16 protein-coding genes are annotated in these 22,095 nt (G+C 39.1%); 6 read left to right on the top strand and 10 right to left on the bottom strand.

Annotation, left to right across the window (positions count from 1 at the left end):
• The first annotated feature begins 1 nt into the window (after position 1).
• The 6 genes from D0T66_RS03040 to D0T66_RS03065 all read left to right on the top strand — a co-directional run bounded on the left by D0T66_RS03040 (position 2) and on the right by D0T66_RS03065 (position 7,634).
• A complete protein-coding gene (locus D0T66_RS03040) occupies positions 2–670 on the top strand; it encodes an ABC transporter ATP-binding protein (protein WP_163355439.1) in 669 nt (222 codons plus the stop codon).
• A 20-nt stretch (positions 671–690) separates the two neighbouring features.
• Positions 691–1,956, top strand: coding sequence for an ABC transporter permease (locus tag D0T66_RS03045; RefSeq protein WP_163355441.1), 1,266 nt, complete (start codon positions 691–693; stop codon positions 1,954–1,956).
• Positions 1,957–1,958: 2 nt separating this feature from the next.
• Positions 1,959–3,251, top strand: coding sequence for an ABC transporter permease (locus D0T66_RS03050; protein ID WP_163355442.1), 1,293 nt, complete (start codon positions 1,959–1,961; stop codon positions 3,249–3,251).
• A gap of 111 nt (positions 3,252–3,362) precedes the next feature.
• Complete coding sequence (locus tag D0T66_RS03055) at positions 3,363–4,847, top strand: TolC family protein (protein WP_163355444.1); 1,485 nt, start codon at positions 3,363–3,365, stop codon at positions 4,845–4,847.
• Between the two features lie 123 nt (positions 4,848–4,970).
• Entirely contained in the window at positions 4,971–6,329 is a 1,359-nt protein-coding gene (locus D0T66_RS03060; RefSeq protein ID WP_163355446.1) for a sigma-54 dependent transcriptional regulator, read from the top strand.
• Positions 6,330–7,634 carry a PAS domain-containing sensor histidine kinase gene (locus D0T66_RS03065; protein WP_163355448.1) on the top strand — a complete coding sequence of 435 codons (1,305 nt, stop codon included), beginning with the start codon at positions 6,330–6,332 and terminating at the stop codon, positions 7,632–7,634.
• A 192-nt stretch (positions 7,635–7,826) separates the two neighbouring features.
• Here D0T66_RS03065 and D0T66_RS03070 read toward each other — a convergent pair whose 3' ends face one another.
• The 10 genes from D0T66_RS03070 to D0T66_RS03115 form a co-directional block, all read right to left on the bottom strand.
• Entirely contained in the window at positions 7,827–8,366 is a 540-nt protein-coding gene (locus tag D0T66_RS03070) for a hypothetical protein (protein ID WP_163355449.1), read from the bottom strand.
• Between the two features lie 101 nt (positions 8,367–8,467).
• Positions 8,468–9,082: a hypothetical protein gene (locus tag D0T66_RS03075; protein ID WP_163355451.1), complete on the bottom strand. Its 615-nt coding sequence runs from the start codon at positions 9,080–9,082 to the stop codon at positions 8,468–8,470.
• Entirely contained in the window at positions 9,036–10,082 is a 1,047-nt protein-coding gene (locus tag D0T66_RS03080) for an RHS repeat domain-containing protein (protein WP_370520758.1), read from the bottom strand. The genes D0T66_RS03075 and D0T66_RS03080 overlap by 47 nt, the downstream gene beginning before the upstream one ends.
• Before the next feature lie 205 nt (positions 10,083–10,287).
• Positions 10,288–10,713 carry a hypothetical protein gene (locus D0T66_RS03085; protein ID WP_163355454.1) on the bottom strand — a complete coding sequence of 142 codons (426 nt, stop codon included), beginning with the start codon at positions 10,711–10,713 and terminating at the stop codon, positions 10,288–10,290.
• 61 nt (positions 10,714–10,774) lie between these two features.
• Positions 10,775–11,254 carry a hypothetical protein gene (locus D0T66_RS03090; protein ID WP_163355456.1) on the bottom strand — a complete coding sequence of 160 codons (480 nt, stop codon included), beginning with the start codon at positions 11,252–11,254 and terminating at the stop codon, positions 10,775–10,777.
• 19 nt (positions 11,255–11,273) lie between these two features.
• Positions 11,274–12,290 carry an RHS repeat domain-containing protein gene (locus D0T66_RS03095; protein WP_255489689.1) on the bottom strand — a complete coding sequence of 339 codons (1,017 nt, stop codon included), beginning with the start codon at positions 12,288–12,290 and terminating at the stop codon, positions 11,274–11,276.
• Positions 12,291–12,490: 200 nt separating this feature from the next.
• Positions 12,491–13,237, bottom strand: a complete 747-nt coding sequence (locus tag D0T66_RS03100; protein WP_163355458.1) for a hypothetical protein — start codon at positions 13,235–13,237, stop codon at positions 12,491–12,493.
• Positions 13,238–13,245: 8 nt separating this feature from the next.
• A complete protein-coding gene (locus D0T66_RS03105) occupies positions 13,246–17,703 on the bottom strand; it encodes a DUF6443 domain-containing protein (RefSeq protein ID WP_163355460.1) in 4,458 nt (1,485 codons plus the stop codon).
• A gap of 225 nt (positions 17,704–17,928) precedes the next feature.
• On the bottom strand, positions 17,929–20,907 hold the full coding sequence (locus D0T66_RS03110; protein ID WP_163355461.1) for a hypothetical protein: 2,979 nt from the start codon (positions 20,905–20,907) through the stop codon (positions 17,929–17,931).
• On the bottom strand, positions 20,907–22,085 hold the full coding sequence (locus D0T66_RS03115; RefSeq protein WP_221412167.1) for a T9SS type A sorting domain-containing protein: 1,179 nt from the start codon (positions 22,083–22,085) through the stop codon (positions 20,907–20,909). Before D0T66_RS03115 ends, D0T66_RS03110 begins: the two co-directional genes overlap by 1 nt.
• Positions 22,086–22,095: the final 10 nt, after the last annotated feature.

A 22,095-nucleotide genomic window follows, 5' to 3' on the forward strand; every position in this document is an offset into this window, starting at 1 on the left:
TATGGCAATAATAGAATTACAAGGTGTAACCAAAATATACCAGACAAAAGAGGTAGAAACAGTAGCATTGGAAAATGTCAATCTCGAAGTAAACGAAGGTGAGTTCCTCTCTGTGATGGGACCTTCGGGCTGTGGCAAAAGTACCATGCTCAATATAATGGGGCTGCTCGATATTCCGAACGAAGGAAAAGTGACGATAAACGGAATTGAAACAAGTAAAATGAAAGACGGAGAACTGGCCGAATTCCGGAACAAAACATTAGGGTTTGTATTCCAAAGCTTCCACCTGATAAATTCCCTGAATGTGCTGGACAATGTCGAGCTGCCCCTACTCTATCGCAAATCCACCGACAAAAGCCGCCGCGAACTGGCGAAAGATGTACTGGCAAAAGTAGGCCTATCGCACCGCATGAAGCATTTCCCCTCGCAGCTTTCGGGAGGGCAATGCCAGCGTGTAGCCATTGCCCGCGCACTGATAGGCAACCCGAAAATTATCCTTGCCGATGAGCCTACCGGAAACCTCGACAGTAAGATGGGAGAAGAAATAATGAACCTGTTGCACGAACTGAACCGCGAAGGGACAACCATCATTATGGTGACACACGACGAACTCATAGCCAAGGAAACACAACGCATCGTAAGATTTTTCGACGGCAGAAGAGTTTCATAACACCTAAAACCGATACCAATATGTATAAAATATATTTCAAACAAGCCATACAAATGCTGAAACAGAACAAGTTTATCAGCATTATATCCATTTTGGGTACGGCATTGGCTATTATGATGATTATGGCGCTTATCGTAACCGATGAAGTAAAAACCGCCAATGCAGCCCCCGAAATCAACCGCGACAGGACTTTGTATATCGCCTATCAGGTCAAAAGAGACACCACGCCCGGCAAAAATTCGTGGCAATCGGGACAGTTAGAATATGATATTATGCAAAAATACCTTCTGACGCTACAAACGCCCGAATACGTATCGTATATGAACGAATACGATCCCGAAGGACTTTCGACTGTAAACAAAGAAGGTTCAAACAATTACCAATTAGTTTCGTTAAGGACGGTAGATGCTGCTTTCTGGAAAATCTATTCGTTCGATTTTGTAGACGGAAGTGCTTTTTCGAAAGAAGAATCCGATGCCGGAATACATAACGCTGTTATATCCGAAAGTACGGCGAGAAACATTTTCAAAGACGAAAAAGCAGTGGGCAAGACCATACAGATTGGCTTTGAGGATTATAAAGTAACCGGCGTAGTAAAAGATGTTTCGTCTGTATTCAAATCTGCTGCCGGAGATGTTTGGATCCCTTACAACTCGCTTAAAAATAAGGCTAACGGTTATGTGGTAATAATGGCTAAATCCAAAGAGGATCTCCCGAAAATTATAGCAGAAGTACGAGATGCTGAAAAGAAATGGGGTGCCAATCATCATCCGTGGTTCTTATACCTCAAAGGACCTGAAAATCAGGAAGTCCATTCGAAGAGTATTGGAGGCAACAATGAGGAAGAATTTAGAAATGGTATAAAAATAGAAAATCGAAAAATGGTGTTGATTTTTATCCTTTTGCTCCTTATCCCTGCACTCAACCTTTCGGGATTCAGCCTTTCGCGTATCAAAAAACGTACTGCCGAAATCGGTATCCGCAAAGCTTTCGGCGCTAAAAAGTATGTGATACTGATACAGGTATTATACGAAAATATGATTACCTCGCTCATCGGGGGAGTTATAGGATTGCTTTTCTCCTATATCGTAATATTCTGGCTGCGGGAATGGCTTCTCGAAATCCCTGACGGCAGCTCTATTCCTGTCACCAGCCTCATATCACTATCTATATTCATTGTAGTATTCATTGTGTGCCTGTTACTGAATCTTCTTTCGGCCGGAATATCCGCTTTCAGGGCATCGCGCATGACTATCGTTGATTCACTAAACCAAAACGACAAATAATTATGATACGACATATATTTAAAATCATCTGGAACGAACGTAAGCTGAATGCCTGGCTGATAGTAGAATTTTTAATCGTATTCTGCGTCCTTTGGTTTTGCTGCGATTATATCCATACCATAACCCGCAAGCAACTGGAAGATCCCGGGCTAAATATCGAACACGTCTACAAGATAGAAATGAGAGAAAAGCCATCTACGGGTGACGGTTCGGAAGAAGAAATCGATCGCTATGCATTGGCTCTGACTCTTCTGGAGAGGGTAAAACGGCATCCCGACATCGAAAGCGTTTCATTATCGAATGCAGGCGCTCCCTATGGCAGCACATGGATGAATGCTTATAGGATTAATTCCGACTCCGCTAACCATGGCTTATTGGTAAGACATGTAACCTCCGAATATTTCGATGTATTCAAGGTCAAAGTGGATGGGCGTATTTTTGACTGGACGGATAATGCTTCCCGCGAAGAAGCCATAATAACCCCTTTCAAAGATAATCTTTTCGGAGATCAGCAACAAGATGTAGAAATGTATGACATATCGCAAGTACACCAGCTCGTATACGACAACGAATGGGATGCCATAAAAGAAAAACACCGTGTTATCGGCATCGGCAATAGGATGAAAACAGCCTATTTCAATCCCTACATATGCAGTGTCATCCTCCCCTTGAGAAAAGAAGGTGTAAACCTTGCTAATAATGAAATATTAATCAGGGTAAAAGCATCTGCTGACGATAAGAATTTTATCCAACGGTTCAGTAAAGATATGCGCGAACAATTGTTTATCAGCCCTTACTACCTATCGTCGATCTCGAGTATGGAAAGCATAAAAGAAAACCTCGATATGAAATGGGGATTCAAGAAGCAGACATACAGTGCTTATGCGATTACGCTCTTCATCGTTGTCAATATCTTTCTGGGAGTATTGGGTAGTTTCTGGTTCCGCACACAATCGCGCCGTAGCGAAATAGGGCTGCGCATAGCACTTGGTTCGTCCAAGAAAAAAGTACAGGGTATTATCATTGCCGAAACAATATTCCTGCTTTTGATTGCTGGCATTGTTGCTACCGTTATATGCCTGAGCGTGGGGACTCCCGAAATCATTGAGTCATTGGGCATTCCGAATGCTAACAGGAACTGGTTCGGGATAGTCGAAACCAAAGGAATAACAGATCATATTATCAATTTTGCCCTCACTTTCGGATTTCTGGCACTGGTATCTATCATTGCCGTGTGGTATCCGGCCAAACAGGCTTCGGATATAGCTCCGGCAGAGGCATTACATGACGAATAAATGAAGAGAATACTCTCCCAAACATATAAGATTTTAGATAAATAATAGTCATACCATAACTATTTTGAAAAACTCTTTAAGGGAGAGTTTTTTACCAACAACTATCAGATAATGAAACGATTTTTATCCGCCATATTCCTAATCATCCTTCTGGCATCCTATGCCAAGGCGCAGGACACCATCCGCATCAGCCTGAATGATGCGATAGAAACCGGAATTTCCCGTTCGGTGGATGCCGTTGTGGCGCGGAATGAGTATATCTCGGCTTATTGGGAATACAGGACATACAAAACCGAATTATTGCCCGAAGTCATACTGAATACGACGCTGCCGCATTATTCGAAATCGTATAATTCTTTCCAGAACGCCGACGGATCATATACCTATGTCAGCAACAATTATAACCGGATAGACGCAGCGCTTTCCATCAACCAGAACATTCCGTTGACAGGTGGAAAAATCGCCATAGAAAGCAGTCTGGAGCGCTTGAGGCAAAACGGAGCAAACTCATCTACGCACTATAAATCCATTCCGGCAAAGATTTCATTTGAGCAACCCATTTTCGGTTTCAACCGCGTAAAATGGCTGCAACGCATAGAACCTGTCAAATACAGCGAAGCCCAGTTAAAATTGATCAGCCAACGGGAGGAAATAGCGCTGACTGCTATCGAACACTATTTCAACCTATTACTCCGACGCATCAACCTCGATATGGCAGAACAGAACCGGAAGAATACCGAAAAACTCTATACCGTAGCCGAAGCCAGACACAAAATCGGACAATTATCCAAAGTCGACTTGCTGCAGATGAGGGCATCCCTGTTGAAAGCAGAATCGGCGCTGACCGACGCCCGGGCTTCCTTCAATTCGCACATGTTCCAACTGCGTTCTTTTCTCGGAATAGCCGAAGAAGTTGTATTAGAGCCGATTATACCCGACTTCCTGACCGAAGATATTCCGCAGCTTTCCTATCCTGCCGTCTTGTCTATGGCTTTGGAAAACAACTCTTTCACCCAGAATATCCGCAAACGAATGCTCGAATCATCGAGAGACATCAGTCAGGCCAAAGCCGACAGATGGGATATTCAGCTATTTGCATCTTTCGGCATGTCCGGTCAGGAAGACAATTTTCGCGATGCCCTTCATCGGAACAACTGGCGGGGCGACCAAGTGATAAATGTAGGCATCCGCATCCCAATTCTCGACTGGGGAAAAGGGAAGGGAAAAGTGAGAGTAGCCGAAGCCAACCGCGAAATCGTGCAGTCGCAGATAGAAAAGGAACAAATAGACTTCAATCAGGATATTTTCCTGCGTGTGCAATATTTCAACAATCAGCCCACCCAACTCCGTCTGGCACGCGAAACCGACCAGATAGCGCAGGAACGGTATGCCACGTCGGTCGAAGCATTTATTCTCGGCAAGATAGATATTCTCAATCTGAACGATTCGCAAACAGCTAAGGATGAAGCCCGTCGCGACTATATCAATCAGATGTTCCTATTGTGGTCATACTACTATCAGATACGCAGCCTGACGCTACACGATTTTCTGCACGACAGGAAACTGAGCGTGGAATATGAGCAACTGATAAGATAAAAAGTTGTTAAGGATAGAAGAAAATCAATAAGATCATCCCACACAGCTTATAATTAAAGACAAATTGATTATTTTTAAGGTCTCGGACCTCGATGGTTTAATAAACGAAAGGGAAACCAGCTAATGATATTAATATGCGACGACGATAGCGCCATAAGGTCTTCTTTAGAACTTGTACTGAAACGCGTAGGGTACGAAACAGCATCGGTCTCGAACCCGAAGGATGCTGTAGACTTTATCCGCAAGCAGACGCCTCAGCTTATACTGATGGATATGAATTATAGCCACAGTACAAGCGGAGAAGAAGGCTTGACACTATTGAAGCAAACCAAAATATTCTGCCCCGATGTGCCGGTCATACTCATCACGGCATGGGGCTCTATCAATCTCGCCGTAAGGGGTATTCAGGCGGGAGCATTCGATTTTGTCACCAAGCCCTGGAATAATATTGCATTGATAAACACCATACAAACGGCCTTACAACTCAATAACAAGCCCGATGATAAAGTTGAACCTGTAATAGGTGAAACATCCTTCAATTCGGACAAAATAATAGGAAAATCGCCACTGCTAAAGAATGTATTCAACACCATAGCCCGCATAGCCCCGACCAATGCTGCCGTATTGATTACGGGCGAAAGCGGCACAGGAAAAGAGCTCATAGCAGAAGCCATACACGAAAACAGCAAACGTAAAAATGCCCCTTTCGTAAAGGTAAATCTGGGAGGAATCTCCCAATCCCTATTCGAAAGTGAGATGTTTGGACATAAAAAAGGCGCCTTTACCGATGCGCATTACGACCGGATAGGACGATTCGAAATGGCTAACAAGGGAAGCATCTTTTTAGACGAAATAGGCGACTTGGATGCCGCCTGTCAGGTGAAACTCTTGCGCGTATTACAAGACCAGACTTTCGAGTCGTTAGGCGACAGCAAAACAAAGCAGACAGATGTGCGCATCATCAGCGCAACGAACAAGAATCTGTCCGATATGGTAGCAAAAGGTACATTCCGCGAAGACTTGTTCTACCGCATCAACCTGATTTCGATACGCGTCCCCGCGCTCCGCGAACGGCTGGACGATGTGCCGCTGTTAGTAGATTATTTCGTTAAAAGGCAGCAAGAACTGAACGGATTAAGCAACATAGAAATAAGCGCGGAGGCAATTTCATTCCTACAATCCCTACCCTATCCGGGAAATATCCGGGAATTGAAGAATCTGGTGGAGCGGACGATATTGGTATCGGGAAAATCCGTTATATCCGACAAAGACTTCAAAGAGCAATACAACGAATCGCCGGCTGCCGACAGCAGTTTGCCCGACTCGGTATACCCATTGGAAGAATTGGAAAAGAATATGATCCTCAAGGCGATGTCTTTGTACGGAAATAATCTGTCGAAAGTGGCTATCGCACTCGGATTAACAAGGCAGGCACTCTATCGCAGATTAGAAAAATATGATATAAGCTACAATAAAGAATAGATGAAGTCCAAAATCCTGTTCTGGCTATTAGCCTTAATTGTCTTTGGCGCATTAGGGTTCTTCGGTTTCCAATACTTCGGAATCGATATGCGTATGTTTTTCCTTTTCGAAGGGATTACTATACTTGCTCTTATTCTGTTCGTTGTCCTGTATCGCCGGTTGATAAGGCCATACAAAATCATAGCGGATGGAATGGATTTGTTGAAGGAGCAGGACTTCTCCACCCGTCTGCGCCCCATATCCGACAGCGAAGCGAATAAGCTGATTAGCGTTTTCAACAGAATGATGGATAGCCTGAAGGAAGAACGCCTACAAGTAAGGGAGAAGAATCATTTTCTCGATTTACTGATACATGCCTCTCCACAAGGGGTTATCATCCTCGATTTCGACGAATATATAACCGACATCAATCCATCAGGCCTTAAACTCCTAAAAATCACGGATAAAAATATCCTTTTAGGGGAAAAAATAAAAGATACCCCCATCAGTATCGCCCATTCATTGGCAGAATTGAAACCGGGAGACGACATCGTTTTGCGGGGTACGGGTGTAACAGCATATCGCTGCACACGCTCTTCGTTTATCGACAAGGGGTTCAATCATCCCTTTATCCTGATCGAAGAATTGACAGATGAATTACTGAGAATAGAGAAAAAATCCTACGAAGGCGTTATCCGTATGATGGCGCATGAAGTCAATAACTCCGTAGGTGCTATTAGCTCTACGCTGAATGTCATATCCGATATACTGAAAGAAAGGGAAAAGGATGATTTTTCTTATGTCCTTCCGGCGGTAGATGCCTCATTTAACAGATGCCTGCATCTCGGTCGATTCGTAAGCAACTTTGCAGAGGTTGTCAAGCTTCCTGAGCCTCACAAGACCCAAGTGAATCTGAACGAACTGGTAAAATCGGTCGAAGCCCTCACCAACATCGAATGCCAGCGAAGAGATATCCGATTAACGATGGAACTTTCGAGTGAACAATGCTTAGCCTGCATTGATGCTATACAGTTCGAACAGATTTTAGTCAACATCATCAAAAACGCTTATGAGGCAATCGAGCAGGATGGGGAGATAAGGATAATCACTGCAACCAATCCCCTATCCATAGCCATATGGAACAATGGCCCTGCCATATCGGACGAAGTAGCTAAGAATCTGTTTATTCCATTCTTCTCTACCAAACCATCGGGGCAGGGAGTAGGATTAATGATTGTCCGCGAAATATTGCGAAATCACAATACAAACTTCAAATTCTATTCGGAAAACGAATGGACTAAGTTCGAAATTGATTTTAGCCTTTAAGGCTGCTATTTATAGCACATCTGCTACTATTAGTATCACTGTTCAGACTCCACCGCTGTGTAACTCGTAGTTTTGTTCTCATAGCTGAGTAGAGGTATTCATTCCTTGCTTCGGCTACAAGACTTTGGATATCCATTATCCTCGGTAAGTTTAGGGAATTATGTTGGTACTGCTAATCTTTTTATCCAGTTCTTACTCTGAAGCACTATTCCAAAAATCGGATTTTATGAGGTGACCTTTCTTATTATAATAATCAATAGCCATTAATGAGCCATTAATTCGATAATATCTAATTTCCCCAACAGGTCTACCTTTTTTAAATAAACCTTCGATCCTTTTTTCTCCATTATTATAATAGTCAACTAAATAACCTTCACATTTTTTCTCACAGCACAACCACCCTCCTTGATTTTTTGAAGGAGATAAATATTCTACAATACTCATAATTATTATCGTATCCGAATTCAATCCAAAATTTGAAATGTTTACACGAATAGTATCCCTTGGATCTGTATACGATGTCAATAACATATAACATCCAGTATCAGGTAACAATATCAGATCGTCATTAGTAGAATAGATCTTAAACTGATCTTTTTGTAAAGAATACAAATCTATTGTACAAATAGAGTCATTACATAGATATTTACCGTATAATTTATATTGAATATCTTGAGAAAATAGTTCTATAAATGAGTACAATAATATCCAAATCAAAAGCATTTTTTTCATGATTCCTTAATTTAATTTGTTTATAAATTATACCCCATGTATTTTCAGATTAATAGCATGATTTATTCTGGAGGAAGCATCCCTCCCTCCAGAATACGATCTTACATTTTCTTTTCTTCTACTATATTAGGTGTATAATAATATATTTTCCCATCGCGACTTCTAACACTATCTCTCTGTACCGAAGGGTCATTGAGTTCATTCATAGATTTCAAATCATCCTGATCAAACCAAGAATAATAACCTATATTATTTTTTATCAAATATAATAATCTATTGGTATTCTCTGATTCGAGGAGAGTCCCTTTGTATTCTTTGGTATAAAAAGCAGCTGTATTAGGCCATCCAATTACATACTCTTTAATAGTCCCGTCTTTCATATTGATTGTTAAAGCAATTCGAGCATCTCCTGGATATTGCTCTTCTGCTGGTTTAAGTGTTTTTATTTCTTTATCTATTTCTTGGAGAATGGAACATTCTGTAATAGTCGCCTCAACAATCCTATTACGTTTAGTCGTGTCTTGTGGGTCATACCATTTTTGAATATCATCCCATCCCAAAGCTCTTGCTGTATCGAAATTATAATTATAATATAAAGCATGTATGGATTGAATGTCGCAATCACAAGCATCCCCTCTATCAATATCGGAGTTTCCTTTATTGGAACTATTACAAGCAGTACAGAACAAAAATAAGACTATAATTAAGTGTTTCATTTCTTTTTAGATTTTGGTGAAAAATATCAAGTCTGCCTTTCATTATACTGGGAGTCATCAAAAAAGGTACACGTCCGTTACTCCTCGGGTCCGATACTCTAACACTTTTCCCATAGTGTAAAGACCGGTATAATATTAATGGAACTTCCCCATGAAGACCTGCTGTTTTAGCTTCTGATCCCTGTATTACTCGTCTTTCTTCTTCCTTTCGATAATCTTTATTAGGTTTTTTTCTTCTTTGTTCATGCCCTTTAGGATCAAACATTTCACCTAAACCATGATCAAACTCATGTTCTAATGTCGTTGCTGGAGATATAACATACCCATCAATATCAAAAATTCCTCCTCCGATATCTTTTGTTGCTTCATACGGATCCCAACTAATCATATGAATTCCTCTATCTTCGTCAAAACCTTCATTTCTACTTAATCCTTCTTTATAGTAAGCTACTCCCATTTTAATTTTACTATCAGTCGCAGCTTTCATTAAATTATCTCCTCCTCCGTTTTCTATATTATAATCATATGCTAACAAAACATTTGATACATATTCATTTATAGGAGCTTCATCATGATTCTTGCCATTGAATACCCAGTGTGTTTCGTTTCCATCATTACCTATATAATAAATATAAATATCTCTTCCATCAGGATCTACAAATCTTAACGGATTATTAGCACAGTAAGCATATGGACTAATACTATAATGTTTTTCCGCCATTGGGTCTACCGTCGTAAACCGACCTGTAGGCGGGTCATAATATCGAGCTGAGTAGTCATACTGGTTCAAACCATGGGTTTTGTCTAACTCCTTCCCATTGTACTTATATGGTTGGGAGTTATTCCCATGGTGTTCTACAAAGGAGCCTCCAAACGGATAGTAGGAGTTACGTTGTGAGAAGCCTGCATCCTGATTCATCACCATGGCTATATTACCCAAATGGTCGGTCAGATAAAATTGATATTTGCCGTTTTCTATATAACCTCCGTCTATCAACACTTTCTTCAATACACCATCCTCATAGACTTTATTACTTACGTAATCAATGGTTTTGGTTTTGTCTAATGCGGAAACATTAATGTCTGTGCCAATAACGGGTGCTGTATTATAGTTCGAGCTCCACCGCTGTGTGACACGTAATTTTGTCCCTGTAGCTGAGTAAAAGTATTCATTTCTTGCTTCGACTACTGGACTCTTGTATTTATTATTGATTTTTTTTATCCTTATTTATTATTTTTCCTAATACAAAATAATATTCTAGCCCATCTCTATAAATAAATATAGAATCATTATTAGCATGTTTACTTATTGAATCGTTTACTTCTAAAAAATCTCTTATATCAGAATTTATATATAAATAGTTTCTAGTAGTTCTATTTATATCGAATTTACCTCCATTATTTAGGTTAACATAGAAACTTCCTTTACTATAAAGATTCAATGAAATCTGCTTACCTTGGACTACTCCTGATATTTCTATGCTAGCATCTATAAGACTAGGATAATCCAAAATCTTTCTTTGGGATTCTTCATATGAATCTCTTTTATTTGAATAAAAACGACCCATAGAAAAGATAAATAATAATATCGTTAATAATATAAATAATATAACAAGATATTCTTTTTTCATATTCATTTTCTTTACTTATATCTAAATCCTAATGCCCTAATAGTGCCTGTTTGCCCACCATTTATAACCCACTTGATATTGAATACAAAATATTAGATTCTGTATCATATACATACAATTGAACGAGGTAAAAATCTCTTAGATCATAATGTGCGAAAAATGTCTGCTTCTTTTTCAGTGCTCCTTTTATTTCTTCTTGTTTTTTTTGAGTATAATCATCCCATTTTAAGTTCAAATAATAATAGGCATCAACATTCATTGTGTCAATAGAAGAATTAAACCATCCTTGTCTTCTCCATGTTTCATACCCAGCACTTGTAGGCAAAACTCTTTGGCCTTGAATGAAATTTTGGCTTACTGTATCAGGTAAATGATATTCAATAATTACGATCGATTGATCTAGGGTCTTAGTTACAATTTCCTTTTTAACCTTGACTTCTGAAACCCCTAGCAGGTCTGCTATCTCGATATTATTCATTGGCTTAATGCAAGAATATAAAAAGATAAATAATGCACATATATATAATAATTTCTTCTTCATAATTTCCTGATTTTCATTTTTAATAAGGGGATAATATACGAAGCGGATTATACCATTTGTCTGTTGAGAGTTTGGCTGTACCATATCCATATATGTTGTACCCTGTTCCTGCTCCAGCATATTTACTTGCAGCCCTTGTTTGAAGGTTTCTGAGGGGTTGACCTGGATGTTGATCAAAATTATAATCGTCAATCTGCCCACTATCTCTATACCTACTAGGGACTATACTAGCAGTACCATTGTCATCCAATAGTGTTATAGCTAGGGTCCCATAAACCCTTGCTGTATCGTAATTTTTAGGAGACATGAGGAAAAAGTTATACCCTTTTTCTTCTCCTATCTTAAAGTAACTAGCCCATGCTCCTCCTAAGTTTATTTTAGATACATCAACATAAAGAGGCTGTCCTCCTCCTTCCCTATACCATGCTTCTGCTTCTTTTGGTGTTAAATATCCATCATAATCAGGCCTGTCTTTTAATCCATCAAAGCTTGTTTGATAACTTTCTCTTGCTTTCTCACCGAGTGCGTCAATACCTATATTATGCTTTGAAGCATCTTTATTGGACATTCCTTGTGTGAAGTTTTTGGAGTTCATAAATATTGCATCTCCCTGTAATCCATCTTCTGTAGTTCCAATAAGTTCGCCCTTCTCATTGTAGACGGGAGCCATTCCTGTAGGATCAATAAACTTAATCGGATTATTAGCACAGTAAGCATATGGACTAATACTATAATACTTTTCCGCCAATGGGTCTACCGTTGTAAACCTCGGTACAGCAGGAGACATATGCCTTGCCGCATAATCGTACCAATCCAAGCCATGCATACGGTCTTGTTCTTTGCCGTTGTACTTGTAGGCATCTTTGTCCTTGTTCAGTCCATCGGCAAAGCTTGCTCCGAACGGATAGTAATGGTTCTGTCGGATTACTGTACCGTTTGAAGTGGCCACGGCTCTGTTATTTCCTAAATGGTCTTGGATATAGTAGTTGTATTGGTTGTTTTCTATATAGCCGCCGTTGATCAGGATGCGTTTCAAAGAGCGATTTTCGTAGGTTTTATTGCCTACGTAGTCGGTGGTTTTGGTCTGGGTCAGCTGACTGGTGTTGACGGCTGAGCCGATGACCGGATAGGTGCTGTAATTGGGGTTCCACCGTTGTGTGACCTTCAGTTTCTGCCCTGTAGCACTGTAAAGGTATTCGTTCCTTGCTTCGGCAATTTATAAGATGAATTTTATAGTTATTCACATTTTGGAAGAGAAAAAGCACTCATAATGCTTTCTCCCTTATAAGGATCAAATTCACCTAAGCTGTTTAATATTCTCACATCATACAGACATCCTAATTGATATTCAGAATGTTGTAAATCTTTTTCATATACAAATAATGTATCTCCATTCATTCTTTTATTATAATAAGTATAATGATTCGCTTCATAATAATCATCCGACCTTCTATTTTGATAAAGTATGTTATATTCTTTTGCAATATGCTTAAAATAAAGAAATAAATCTTCTGAATCTTGATCAAACCTATTTGATAGATCTATACTAATTATGGTATAACGTGTTTTGATTTGCAGCGATACATTAAGCGCTTGCTTAGTTTTATTTACAAGAGCATAGTTGTAAGATATGATAGTATCATTATATATATATTTATGATGATAGCTTGTAATTGTAGTATCGCATGCACAATTTTCTATGTAAGGAACACGAGTAACATTCTGGCTATACCAGTAATTGCCCTTATCAATATATACATAGCGATCTTGACCAAATTCATTTGCTAACGAAGAAATTACAATAATAGAATCTTCTATTTCTTTTATAGAAACAAAATAATCGCCTTCTGATATATTACCCTCAACTCCTTGCATAGAGTATTCGTCAAATGTTTTATACTTGACATAATCAGTATTAGGAATATTCTTGTTATAATTTAATATTCCGTACAATATCAATATCAATATCAATAATCGTTTCATATTATAATTTATTTTTCTAATGTTAGCTTGCGTTTTTCATCATAAACTGTTTCCCATGAAAATTTACCATTTTGATCTATCTTAAAATCAAAAATCTGTACTGGCATTTTTCCTTTCTTTGTTAGATGAAAGCTTCTGTCGAATCGGCTTATCATATCTGAAGAACTCTCCCTCGTATCACTTAAATAGTTACTATTAGTGTAAGTATATCCTAAAGGAGTTCCATGATCTGATGAAACAATAACCGCAGCTTCTGTTTGTTTTGAGAATTTTCTTACAAATTTTTTACCATCTTCACTTGTAGAGTTAGTCATGAAACAGCTTCCAATAAAGATATTTTTATCCTTAAAACCATCTTTTAATACACTAAAATCCTGGTTATCTTTATCTATATAATTACCTGCAAAATTTATTGTACCACTATAACCATGAGCGGAGATCGTATATGAATCGGTTTCAATACCATTTTCTTGCATCATAGCCAATCCTGCAGCCAAATCTTCAATATTATCTACCACTAATATAGGTAACCCAGCTTCATTAACCCGGTTAAATGCTCGTAATAATTTTTCATCTTCTGCATATTTAGAATGAAATATAGAAACAACGCCATATTTTTCATTATTTTCCATACCAATAATATCATACATTCCGTCAGGGTCAATCCGATTTATCGGATTATTTGAACAATAATGGTATGGTGTAAGCCAAGGCTTCTTCTCCGCTAACGGATCCACCGTCGTAAATCTCGGTACAGCAGGAGACATGTGTCTTGCCGAATAATCATACCAATCTAAACCATGCATTCGGTCTTGTTCTTTGCCATTGTACTTGTAGGCATCTTTGTCTTTGTTCAAGCCATCGGCAAAGCTTGCTCCAAACGGATAGTAATGATTCTGTCGGGTTACTGTGCCGTTTGATGTGGCCACGGCTCTGTTATTTCCTAAATGGTCTTTGGTATAGAAGTGGTATTGTCCGGCTTCTATGTAACCTCCGTCAACCAATATTTTATTCAGTACATTATTTTCATAGATCTTATTGCCGACATAATCTACAATCCTTTTCTTCTGCAGGCTGGGGGTATTAAGTGCAGAACCGATAACCGGGTTGGTACTGAAGTTTGGATTCCACCAATAGTCGACTCTCAACTTGACGCCTGTGGCTGAGTAAAGGTAATCTGTTCTCGCTTCGGCTACCGGACTCTTGATATCCATCCGCCTTGGTAGGTTTAGGGAATTATATTCTATTTTACCAATTCCTTTGTTTAAGTCTTTGGTCAGCGCACCGTTTTTATTGTAGGTGTATTCGACGGTCTGGTTTGTCCAGTCTTTAAAGTCTTCTGATTCTTCTAATGCAACCTCTGCCCCTGTATCGGTCACTTTTATCAGTTGGTTACCGTTGTAGGCCATGGTCAGGTTATCAACTATGTTGTAATTGTTAGCGGTAATTTTACCATAGCGCTGCAGGGTCATCATATTACCCATCTTGTCGTAGGTGTATTGTGTCCCGTATTTTTCGTCCTGATTTATTCCTACATAGTCGGCTTTCTGCAGACGCGAAAGATTGTCGTAAGTATAGGTATACTTACGGGTCAGATTGTCCTGCGTCCAACCCATGGTCTTGATGTTGCCGTTATAGGCATAGGTGAGTTGTTCTACGAAATGGGGTTCTTGTATTTTGTCCACCCACGAGCGTATGTTATAGGTGTAGGTGGTCTTGAGATTCGGATGGTCATTCTTGATGGTATTTTTCAGCCTGCCGAGTTCGTCATAGGTATTCTTCGCCAATGATATCTCAGGTTGGTCGTTGATCTTATGTTTGGTCTCTGTCATCCGCCCTGCGTGGTCGTAGGTGTAGGTATAGAGTTCTTTCGTGGTTCCACCGCGGGCGATATGCTCGGTCAGCGTCTTGGTGGGGTTACCGACGAAGTCATAGGCGGTATAGCTATAGTCATAGCCTCCCAGGTGGTTGGTGCTACGTGTCTGGATAGCGCGCTTTTTATTGTCATAGTACATGGTACTGTATAGCTCTCGGGGAGCCGTACTTGCTCCCATCGTTGAGGTGATGCTTCCTGTCAGCAGACCTTTGTGCTGGTAAGTGCTGTTGTCGTCTCCGTAGCGGGTGCCATAGTCATTGTTGGCTACATATCTCAGGTTCTGGTTAGAGAAGTCTGCTTGTTTGAGGTAGGTATAGTTGTCGTAATAGTTGGCTGTCAATAGTGTCCAGTTATTGAGGGTGACGCCGCTGATGTTGTAGCCTTTGTAACTGCCATCAGCTAATTCCGGAAGGGTGGCTGTCACAACAACATTTTTCAGGTAGGTTTCTATTTGAGATTCGGATATGGTGTTTTTGCAAATACCTGAAAGGACTGGTCTGCCAAAGATATCGGGTATATTAAACAGCCATTCGTCTTGTATCCGTTGTTCGCCGTCTTGGGTGAAGATAAGTCGGTCGGCTTGGTCGTAAACCATATAAATCCAGTCGCAGCCGGGAAGGCGTTTTTTGATGCAACGGTTGCGGTGGTCGTATTTATAGAGGTAGGCGTATTGTTGCATGATTTCGTTGTCGTCGCTCAGGTCGCTGGTGAGTTTGTCTACGGCTAAGGGTGGTAAGACATACCTGAGATTACCATAGTCGTCGTAGACATAGTAGGTGTCGTATTTCTCGCTGCCATTTAGTTGACGCATGAGTACGACCTGTCCGAGTTGATTCTTAAACTCTAATGAAATATTATCATCTTCATCCGACACTAAAGTCACATACAATTCGTTATTGTTGTAATTTCCTTTCCTTGCCAATTGGTTATTAGAAACATTCCATCTCATACAGGTCAGATAAACAGCATTTAAACTACTCAATCTACTTGTTGTTACAGTTCGAGCCAATGATTTCGGCTGGTTACACTGAGATGGGTCAATATATAAATAGAGGTTTTTCTCAGAACTTGCTTTGAACGAGAATCCCGGACTTAATATTATTTGATTGCAAGCAGCAATCGCTCCACTCAATGTATCTGGTTTGTTCATTGTTACTGTAGGGGCTGTTGCAATCGCACCTTTGTTAGTCCCATATTCATACCGGACAGCTTTTTCATTCCAATGCCATGTTTGTCCAGGCCCATATTGTTCTGTAATACGATTCAAGGGCGAATTTTCATAAGTAGGTTTAGTATATGGTTTTTGGTCATTATAAATTGCATTTTTTGCAATATTTTGGATAACCAAAGGTTCAACACGATTCCCCTCAGAGGAGTATGGTGTTGGAAGCCAAGATTTATCTTCGCGCCCAAAAGAATCGTATTGTTGTATGGATATAAGATCCTTACCTGTTGGGGTGATTCCTTTCTGAACTGTTTGCTCAGGTCGCCCAAGACCATCAAAGTATTGGAAAGCATCTAAATATTTATATGGATATTCTCCATCATAATAAGAACGCGTTTTAATATAATTGAGATTCTCTTTCTGCGTAATCGCGCTTCCTTGATGAATTCCTTCTATTGTCGTTTTAATAACGCCATTCCCTGTCTTTCCTTCCGAAACAATGTAATACGTTCCTGCAGGCAAACCTGTTATCTTTAGATAAGCATTTGTAGGAGACGAACATTCGCCATTATTAGCCGATGCGCTCCACGAACGGGTTTTCTCTTCATTGAATATAAAGATATTTGTCGTTACCAGCTCTGAGCCATCATGACTGACGAATAAGTCCATCGGAGCCGTCGCTGTCAATTTATAAGTTATATCTTTAGGAGAATTTCCATAAATATTCTCACTTTCTTCCGTATTTTGCGTATGGGCATAGGTGAATGATTTATCTCTTGTTCCAATATCCCTGAAAAAAGGGTCAAAACCTTGAATAATTGTATTTATTATCCCATTGGAGAGGGCTCCTTCCGAGATGACCCTATATGTCCCAGGATTTAGTATGGTTTCGATAGATTCGCTGCTGCCCGTAATGTCATTTGTGGAGCAACGTATCTGCAATACTTTCTGAGTAGACACTTCCTGCAAAGTCATACAAGTCATCGCTAACTGAGAGCCTTGGTGTGAAACAAAGACCTTCATTTTCTTAGTTAGCGTAAAATAATAAATAACGTCATTATAAGGCCTATAACTCCATTCGCTAACGCTTTCTTCCGTATTAGCGGTATGACTGAAAGTGAACTCTTCGTTTTTTGTTCCCAGATTTTGCTGGATGAGAGTTTTACAGTAACCTGTTATGGTTGTCGTTATCTTACCTTTATTTTTGTCATTTTCAGAAGTATAATCACCTGCAGATAAAATATAGTAGGTCCCTGCAGGTAGATTCTTATAAATGAGACAAGCTTGATATTTTAGGCCGCATGTAATCTCTTTCAGATCATTACTACTAGCCTGTGCTACATGACTTCTATAAGTGTCATCCTTATATAAACGGATATAAGTATCACTTAGCTCGGATCCGCAATGATGAATCGTTATATCCATCGCTTGGGTGATCGTAAATTTATAAAAGACTCCCCTATTGTTTGTACCCGTTGTAAAATAATTATTGTTATCCTGTGTATTTTTGGTATCCCTATAGGTAAAAGGGTTACTATAACTACCTATATTTATTGCGTTGTCAAAATGGCTTCCATTCTGTGAAAAAACGGATATTGTCGTTATGAAAAGTAATAATGTCAATATAATAGATTTCATAATATTCTCGTATTATTGATTTTGGTAATGATATTCATAAGATTGAAGCGGTTTTCTTTTACCATCTTCTATAATATATGTTTCCCTTAGGCGGCCTGCATTATCATATTCGCAGTATGTAGTAATTCCTGACGGGTCTGTCAAAGTAGTTATCCCTATCAATGGTATGTATGTACAAGTAGTAACTTGTGCATGAGAAGGTAATACTCGGCGTATATCATTGTTCAACTGAGTCAGAGTTGTTGTAGGATAGGTATAATCCTGAAGTTGATTTAAATATCCCATCAATGCAGTGTTATTGGCCACTTCGTTATAGCGTATATTATCCAGCTTCGCTACAAGATAAGCCTGATTGTATCCCCAGATAAAGGTCGTATAAGTATTATCTCGTTTTTGAACTTCTAAGATATTTCCTTTATTATCATACTTGGTATAAGCGATTTCTGTCTCTGCCTCTCCTACCCCTTTTTTCATAATTACAGAATGTGGAACGACAAGACCATTCTCTTGCTTATATACATTATAAGCATTCTGCACAAATGTATCATTGACATAATCAGTCTGTGTAATGACAGGGGATATCATATTTTTCCCAATCATCACTTTAGTAATCCCACTGTTCAAATTCTTGAAATCATTGGGGTATTCGAAATTTTGCCGAGCAATTGTACCATCACTCAATATTCGTTCAGTAGATGTAACTTCGTATTGATTTTGCAAACGGTCATAGTTATACGTTGTAGTTGTTGTTAATTCTTTTCCATCCAAGTATTCTGTTTCTTCTATTTTTGTTAATTTGCTCAAACCTGTTTCAACTGTGATATTTGCATATTGAAACGTTTCTTCAGCATAGGCTCCATATGTCGTAAGTTCTGGTTCTGGTCTGCGAGATCTAAACGGGGGAAATACATGCCATTTCCCTACCGGATAGAAATTTGGAGATATAACTAACCCTACTCTAAACCGTTTTTTGTTTAATATACTATACCCATACTTTGTGCTCTTTATCAAAGAAAATTCAAGGTCTTCTTTTTTATACACATCTATTCTTTCTGGCCCATTTCTTTGCCATGTATTACTCACATAATAATTTGACAGATATGGTTTGAAGTTTACAAATGGTCCACAATCGGGTTGATAACAATGAGATAAATCGTAATACTCTATGTCTATCGGATATGTATTATAAAAATGTTCTGTTTTGCCATTAGACGTTTGAGGTGTTCCATCAAATTCAATTACTTTTCCATAAAAAACAGGAGCAGAAGCAGTATTTCCTTGAGGAAGGGCAGGTTGCGAAACATAATAGTCATAAAAGTCAGTTCTTCCATAAGGGAAAGCCCATGTACCTTGGGATTCATCAATTATATCTCCCCGAGTATATCGTTGAGATGCTAAATGATGAGCTACCACATTTTCCTTGACATTCTCATACTGATAAGTTTTTACAAGAGGTACTGATTCCACAGATGGATAAGAGAGTATTTGTTTAATCCGAAGACCACCTACATCTTCACCATTCATATTTTTATTATTTTCATATTCAAATTTTGTATACCCACCTGTTGGATATGTTATTTTATTCAACATACAAGCCTGAGTATATTTAGGGTTTATAGCCCTATTCGCAAACTCGAATTGAGGAATTTTAACGGAATGTGATATGAAATGGGTGTTATAACTTATTCCATTATAATATCCCCATAAATCCTGACCAAAATAAGGCCTATTTGAATTCAAGTCGAAATAATCGAAATATTTTGGCAGATCCATAGTATATTGATGATAGTTATATCCAAAGGTATAAGCCGATATTTCCTTTCTCGAAGAGTTTTGTGTACAAACTTTGTCCAACCTTAATCTAGGCCCATTCATGAAATAGCTTTGTTCTAATAGGTACGCTTTAATAAGTCCTCCTCCCTTACTATAAATGTCGATCCCTGTCATCCGATATTTTCTACGATCTTTTCTGTCAGAGTTGTAAGAAAAAACAATCGAGCCCTCTGGAAATTCAATTTCTTTCACTCTCAAAGATATCTCGGTTTCTGAGAGATTATAATTTTCGGAAAAATAGGGTAGATCCTGTAAACTTTGTCCTATTTTTAATTGCTGACTTGTATAATAATCTACATACAGAGTATTGTCTGTATCATATTTAAATGTAATTGATCTTCCATCAATCGTTTTTATCCAAGATAAATACCAGCTGGTTGTATGCCGTTCTGTATGTCCTTTAGATGGCACTGTTTCCTTAGCTCCAAAGTAATATGCTGTTCCATCAGTTGTCGTGATTTTAAAGTTATCCAGCCCTGATATATATTCTATTTTATTTCCAGTTAATGGGAGTTGAATCCAATTCCCATCAACATCTAATCTAAAACTGCCAGATACTCCACAAAAATTATAATGAAAGATATCAGTTTCTAAATCATGTGTAACAGGATTATCATAAAAGGTTCCTAAATAATCCATTTTTGTTTGACTGTCAAAATTCCGTAAAAATTCCACACTATATTTAAACTCAAATGGCATATTCTGACCTGGAGGTTTTTCTAAATTATAAAGTTTATCCGGGATACCTTTTACATTGCGAGTAATCACTCCTCCTGCATTTAAGGACCAACCCAGTCCAACCATACTGGCTATCTCATCCACTTTTATTCCTGAAGCATGATAAGAAAGAGAGATAGGAACGGTTGTTTGAGGAAGATTTATCGTATAAATTGGAATATCGATCTGCACTAATCCAGTGTTTAATGATACTGGATATTGTCCATATTTACCTAATGCTGCTGCATCAGGGGTAGGCAAAATCAACTCTGGGAGAGTCTCGTTCTGATCCATTGATAAACTTCTTGTATTTGCTCTCAACGAATCTTTAACAAATGGTATACTATCATTTACACTTTGTGCAAATGTTGAGATAGAAAACAATATTGTAAGAATATATAGAATATACTTTTTCATCATATTTATTTTATTCAGTTTCATTACTTTTTAATAATATTCTGCGCGACTGAGATTTGATTGTCGGTTATAATTTGCAGAACATAAGCACCTTTGGGTAAAGTGTGACAGTCGATATTGGTCTGATGTGTACCTTCCTGTTGAACCTGTTGCTTCGACTGGTAATACATCGTCCCGTCGACGGTCGAGTAGAGGGTGATTTGAACTTTCGCTTGCTGGCTGAGTTCGTAAGTCAAATATAGATTGTCTTGTACTGGATTCGGATAGAAGTTATAATTAGCGATTAGACTTGAGTGTGTTTCTTGCTGCTCGTTTGAAATGCCCTTCTCTTGGCGGCTTTTTCGCCTTTCGTTTTCAAAATTCCACATTTCATCTAAGATACGTTGGTTATCAGGGTCGGTATCTATATACAGGTGTTCTTGGGGGGGATAGTAGAAGCTGGTGGCAAAGAGGATACTGTTATCTTTGGTATCGATATTACGGATGGTTTCGAAGATGGGATAGCGATAGCCTTTGGTGTACCAGCGATAGGTTTCTAAGTGTTTCTCGCTCGTGGGGTCTTGGCTGACTGTGTTGATTGACTGGTCTTGTATGGTTTGAATGGTTTTGATTCTTAGTACGGGGGTAATAGTATCGCCATCGGGTAATATCATCTTGCCGTAGGCGTCTGCTGTGATGGTTACGGTGCCTTGGGTATGGATGGGTTCGGTACCGGAGTAGTAGCCGCGGGTAGTATAGGGGGCACTGATGGTATTGCCGTAGTTGAACGGATAGGTTATCTGGGGATAGGCGGGGGTGTATTGGAGTTTGACTACGGGGTTTTCATGGCCTAAGAGTAAGAGGGTATTGTCTTTTATTTGGTAGTAGTACATGGTGTTATGTTCGGTGCCTACTATCAAGTCGGATGGGTGGATGGTATTATCTTCTTTTTCGAAGGTGTTGTAGCCCATGATGTAGAGGCTGTCGCCTTGCAATGGGGCGGGGCTATAGGTGAGTTTATATTCGTCGTTAATGCTCTGGAGTGTGGTGAAATTCCAGATGATGCTTTTGCCGGGGTCGCCGGGGGCTATGTATTCGACTTGTTGTTTGAGGAGAACATCGCCGCAGCGGATAGTGTTATGTTCCTTGGTTAACTGGCTAAAGCTGTATGTACTGTAACTCAACAGTGTTATAAGCAGCAGAAATGATTGTAGCTTCTTCATAAATTGAATG

This window comes from Dysgonomonas sp. 25 (assembly GCF_010501075.1).
Lineage (GTDB): Bacteria > Bacteroidota > Bacteroidia > Bacteroidales > Dysgonomonadaceae > Dysgonomonas.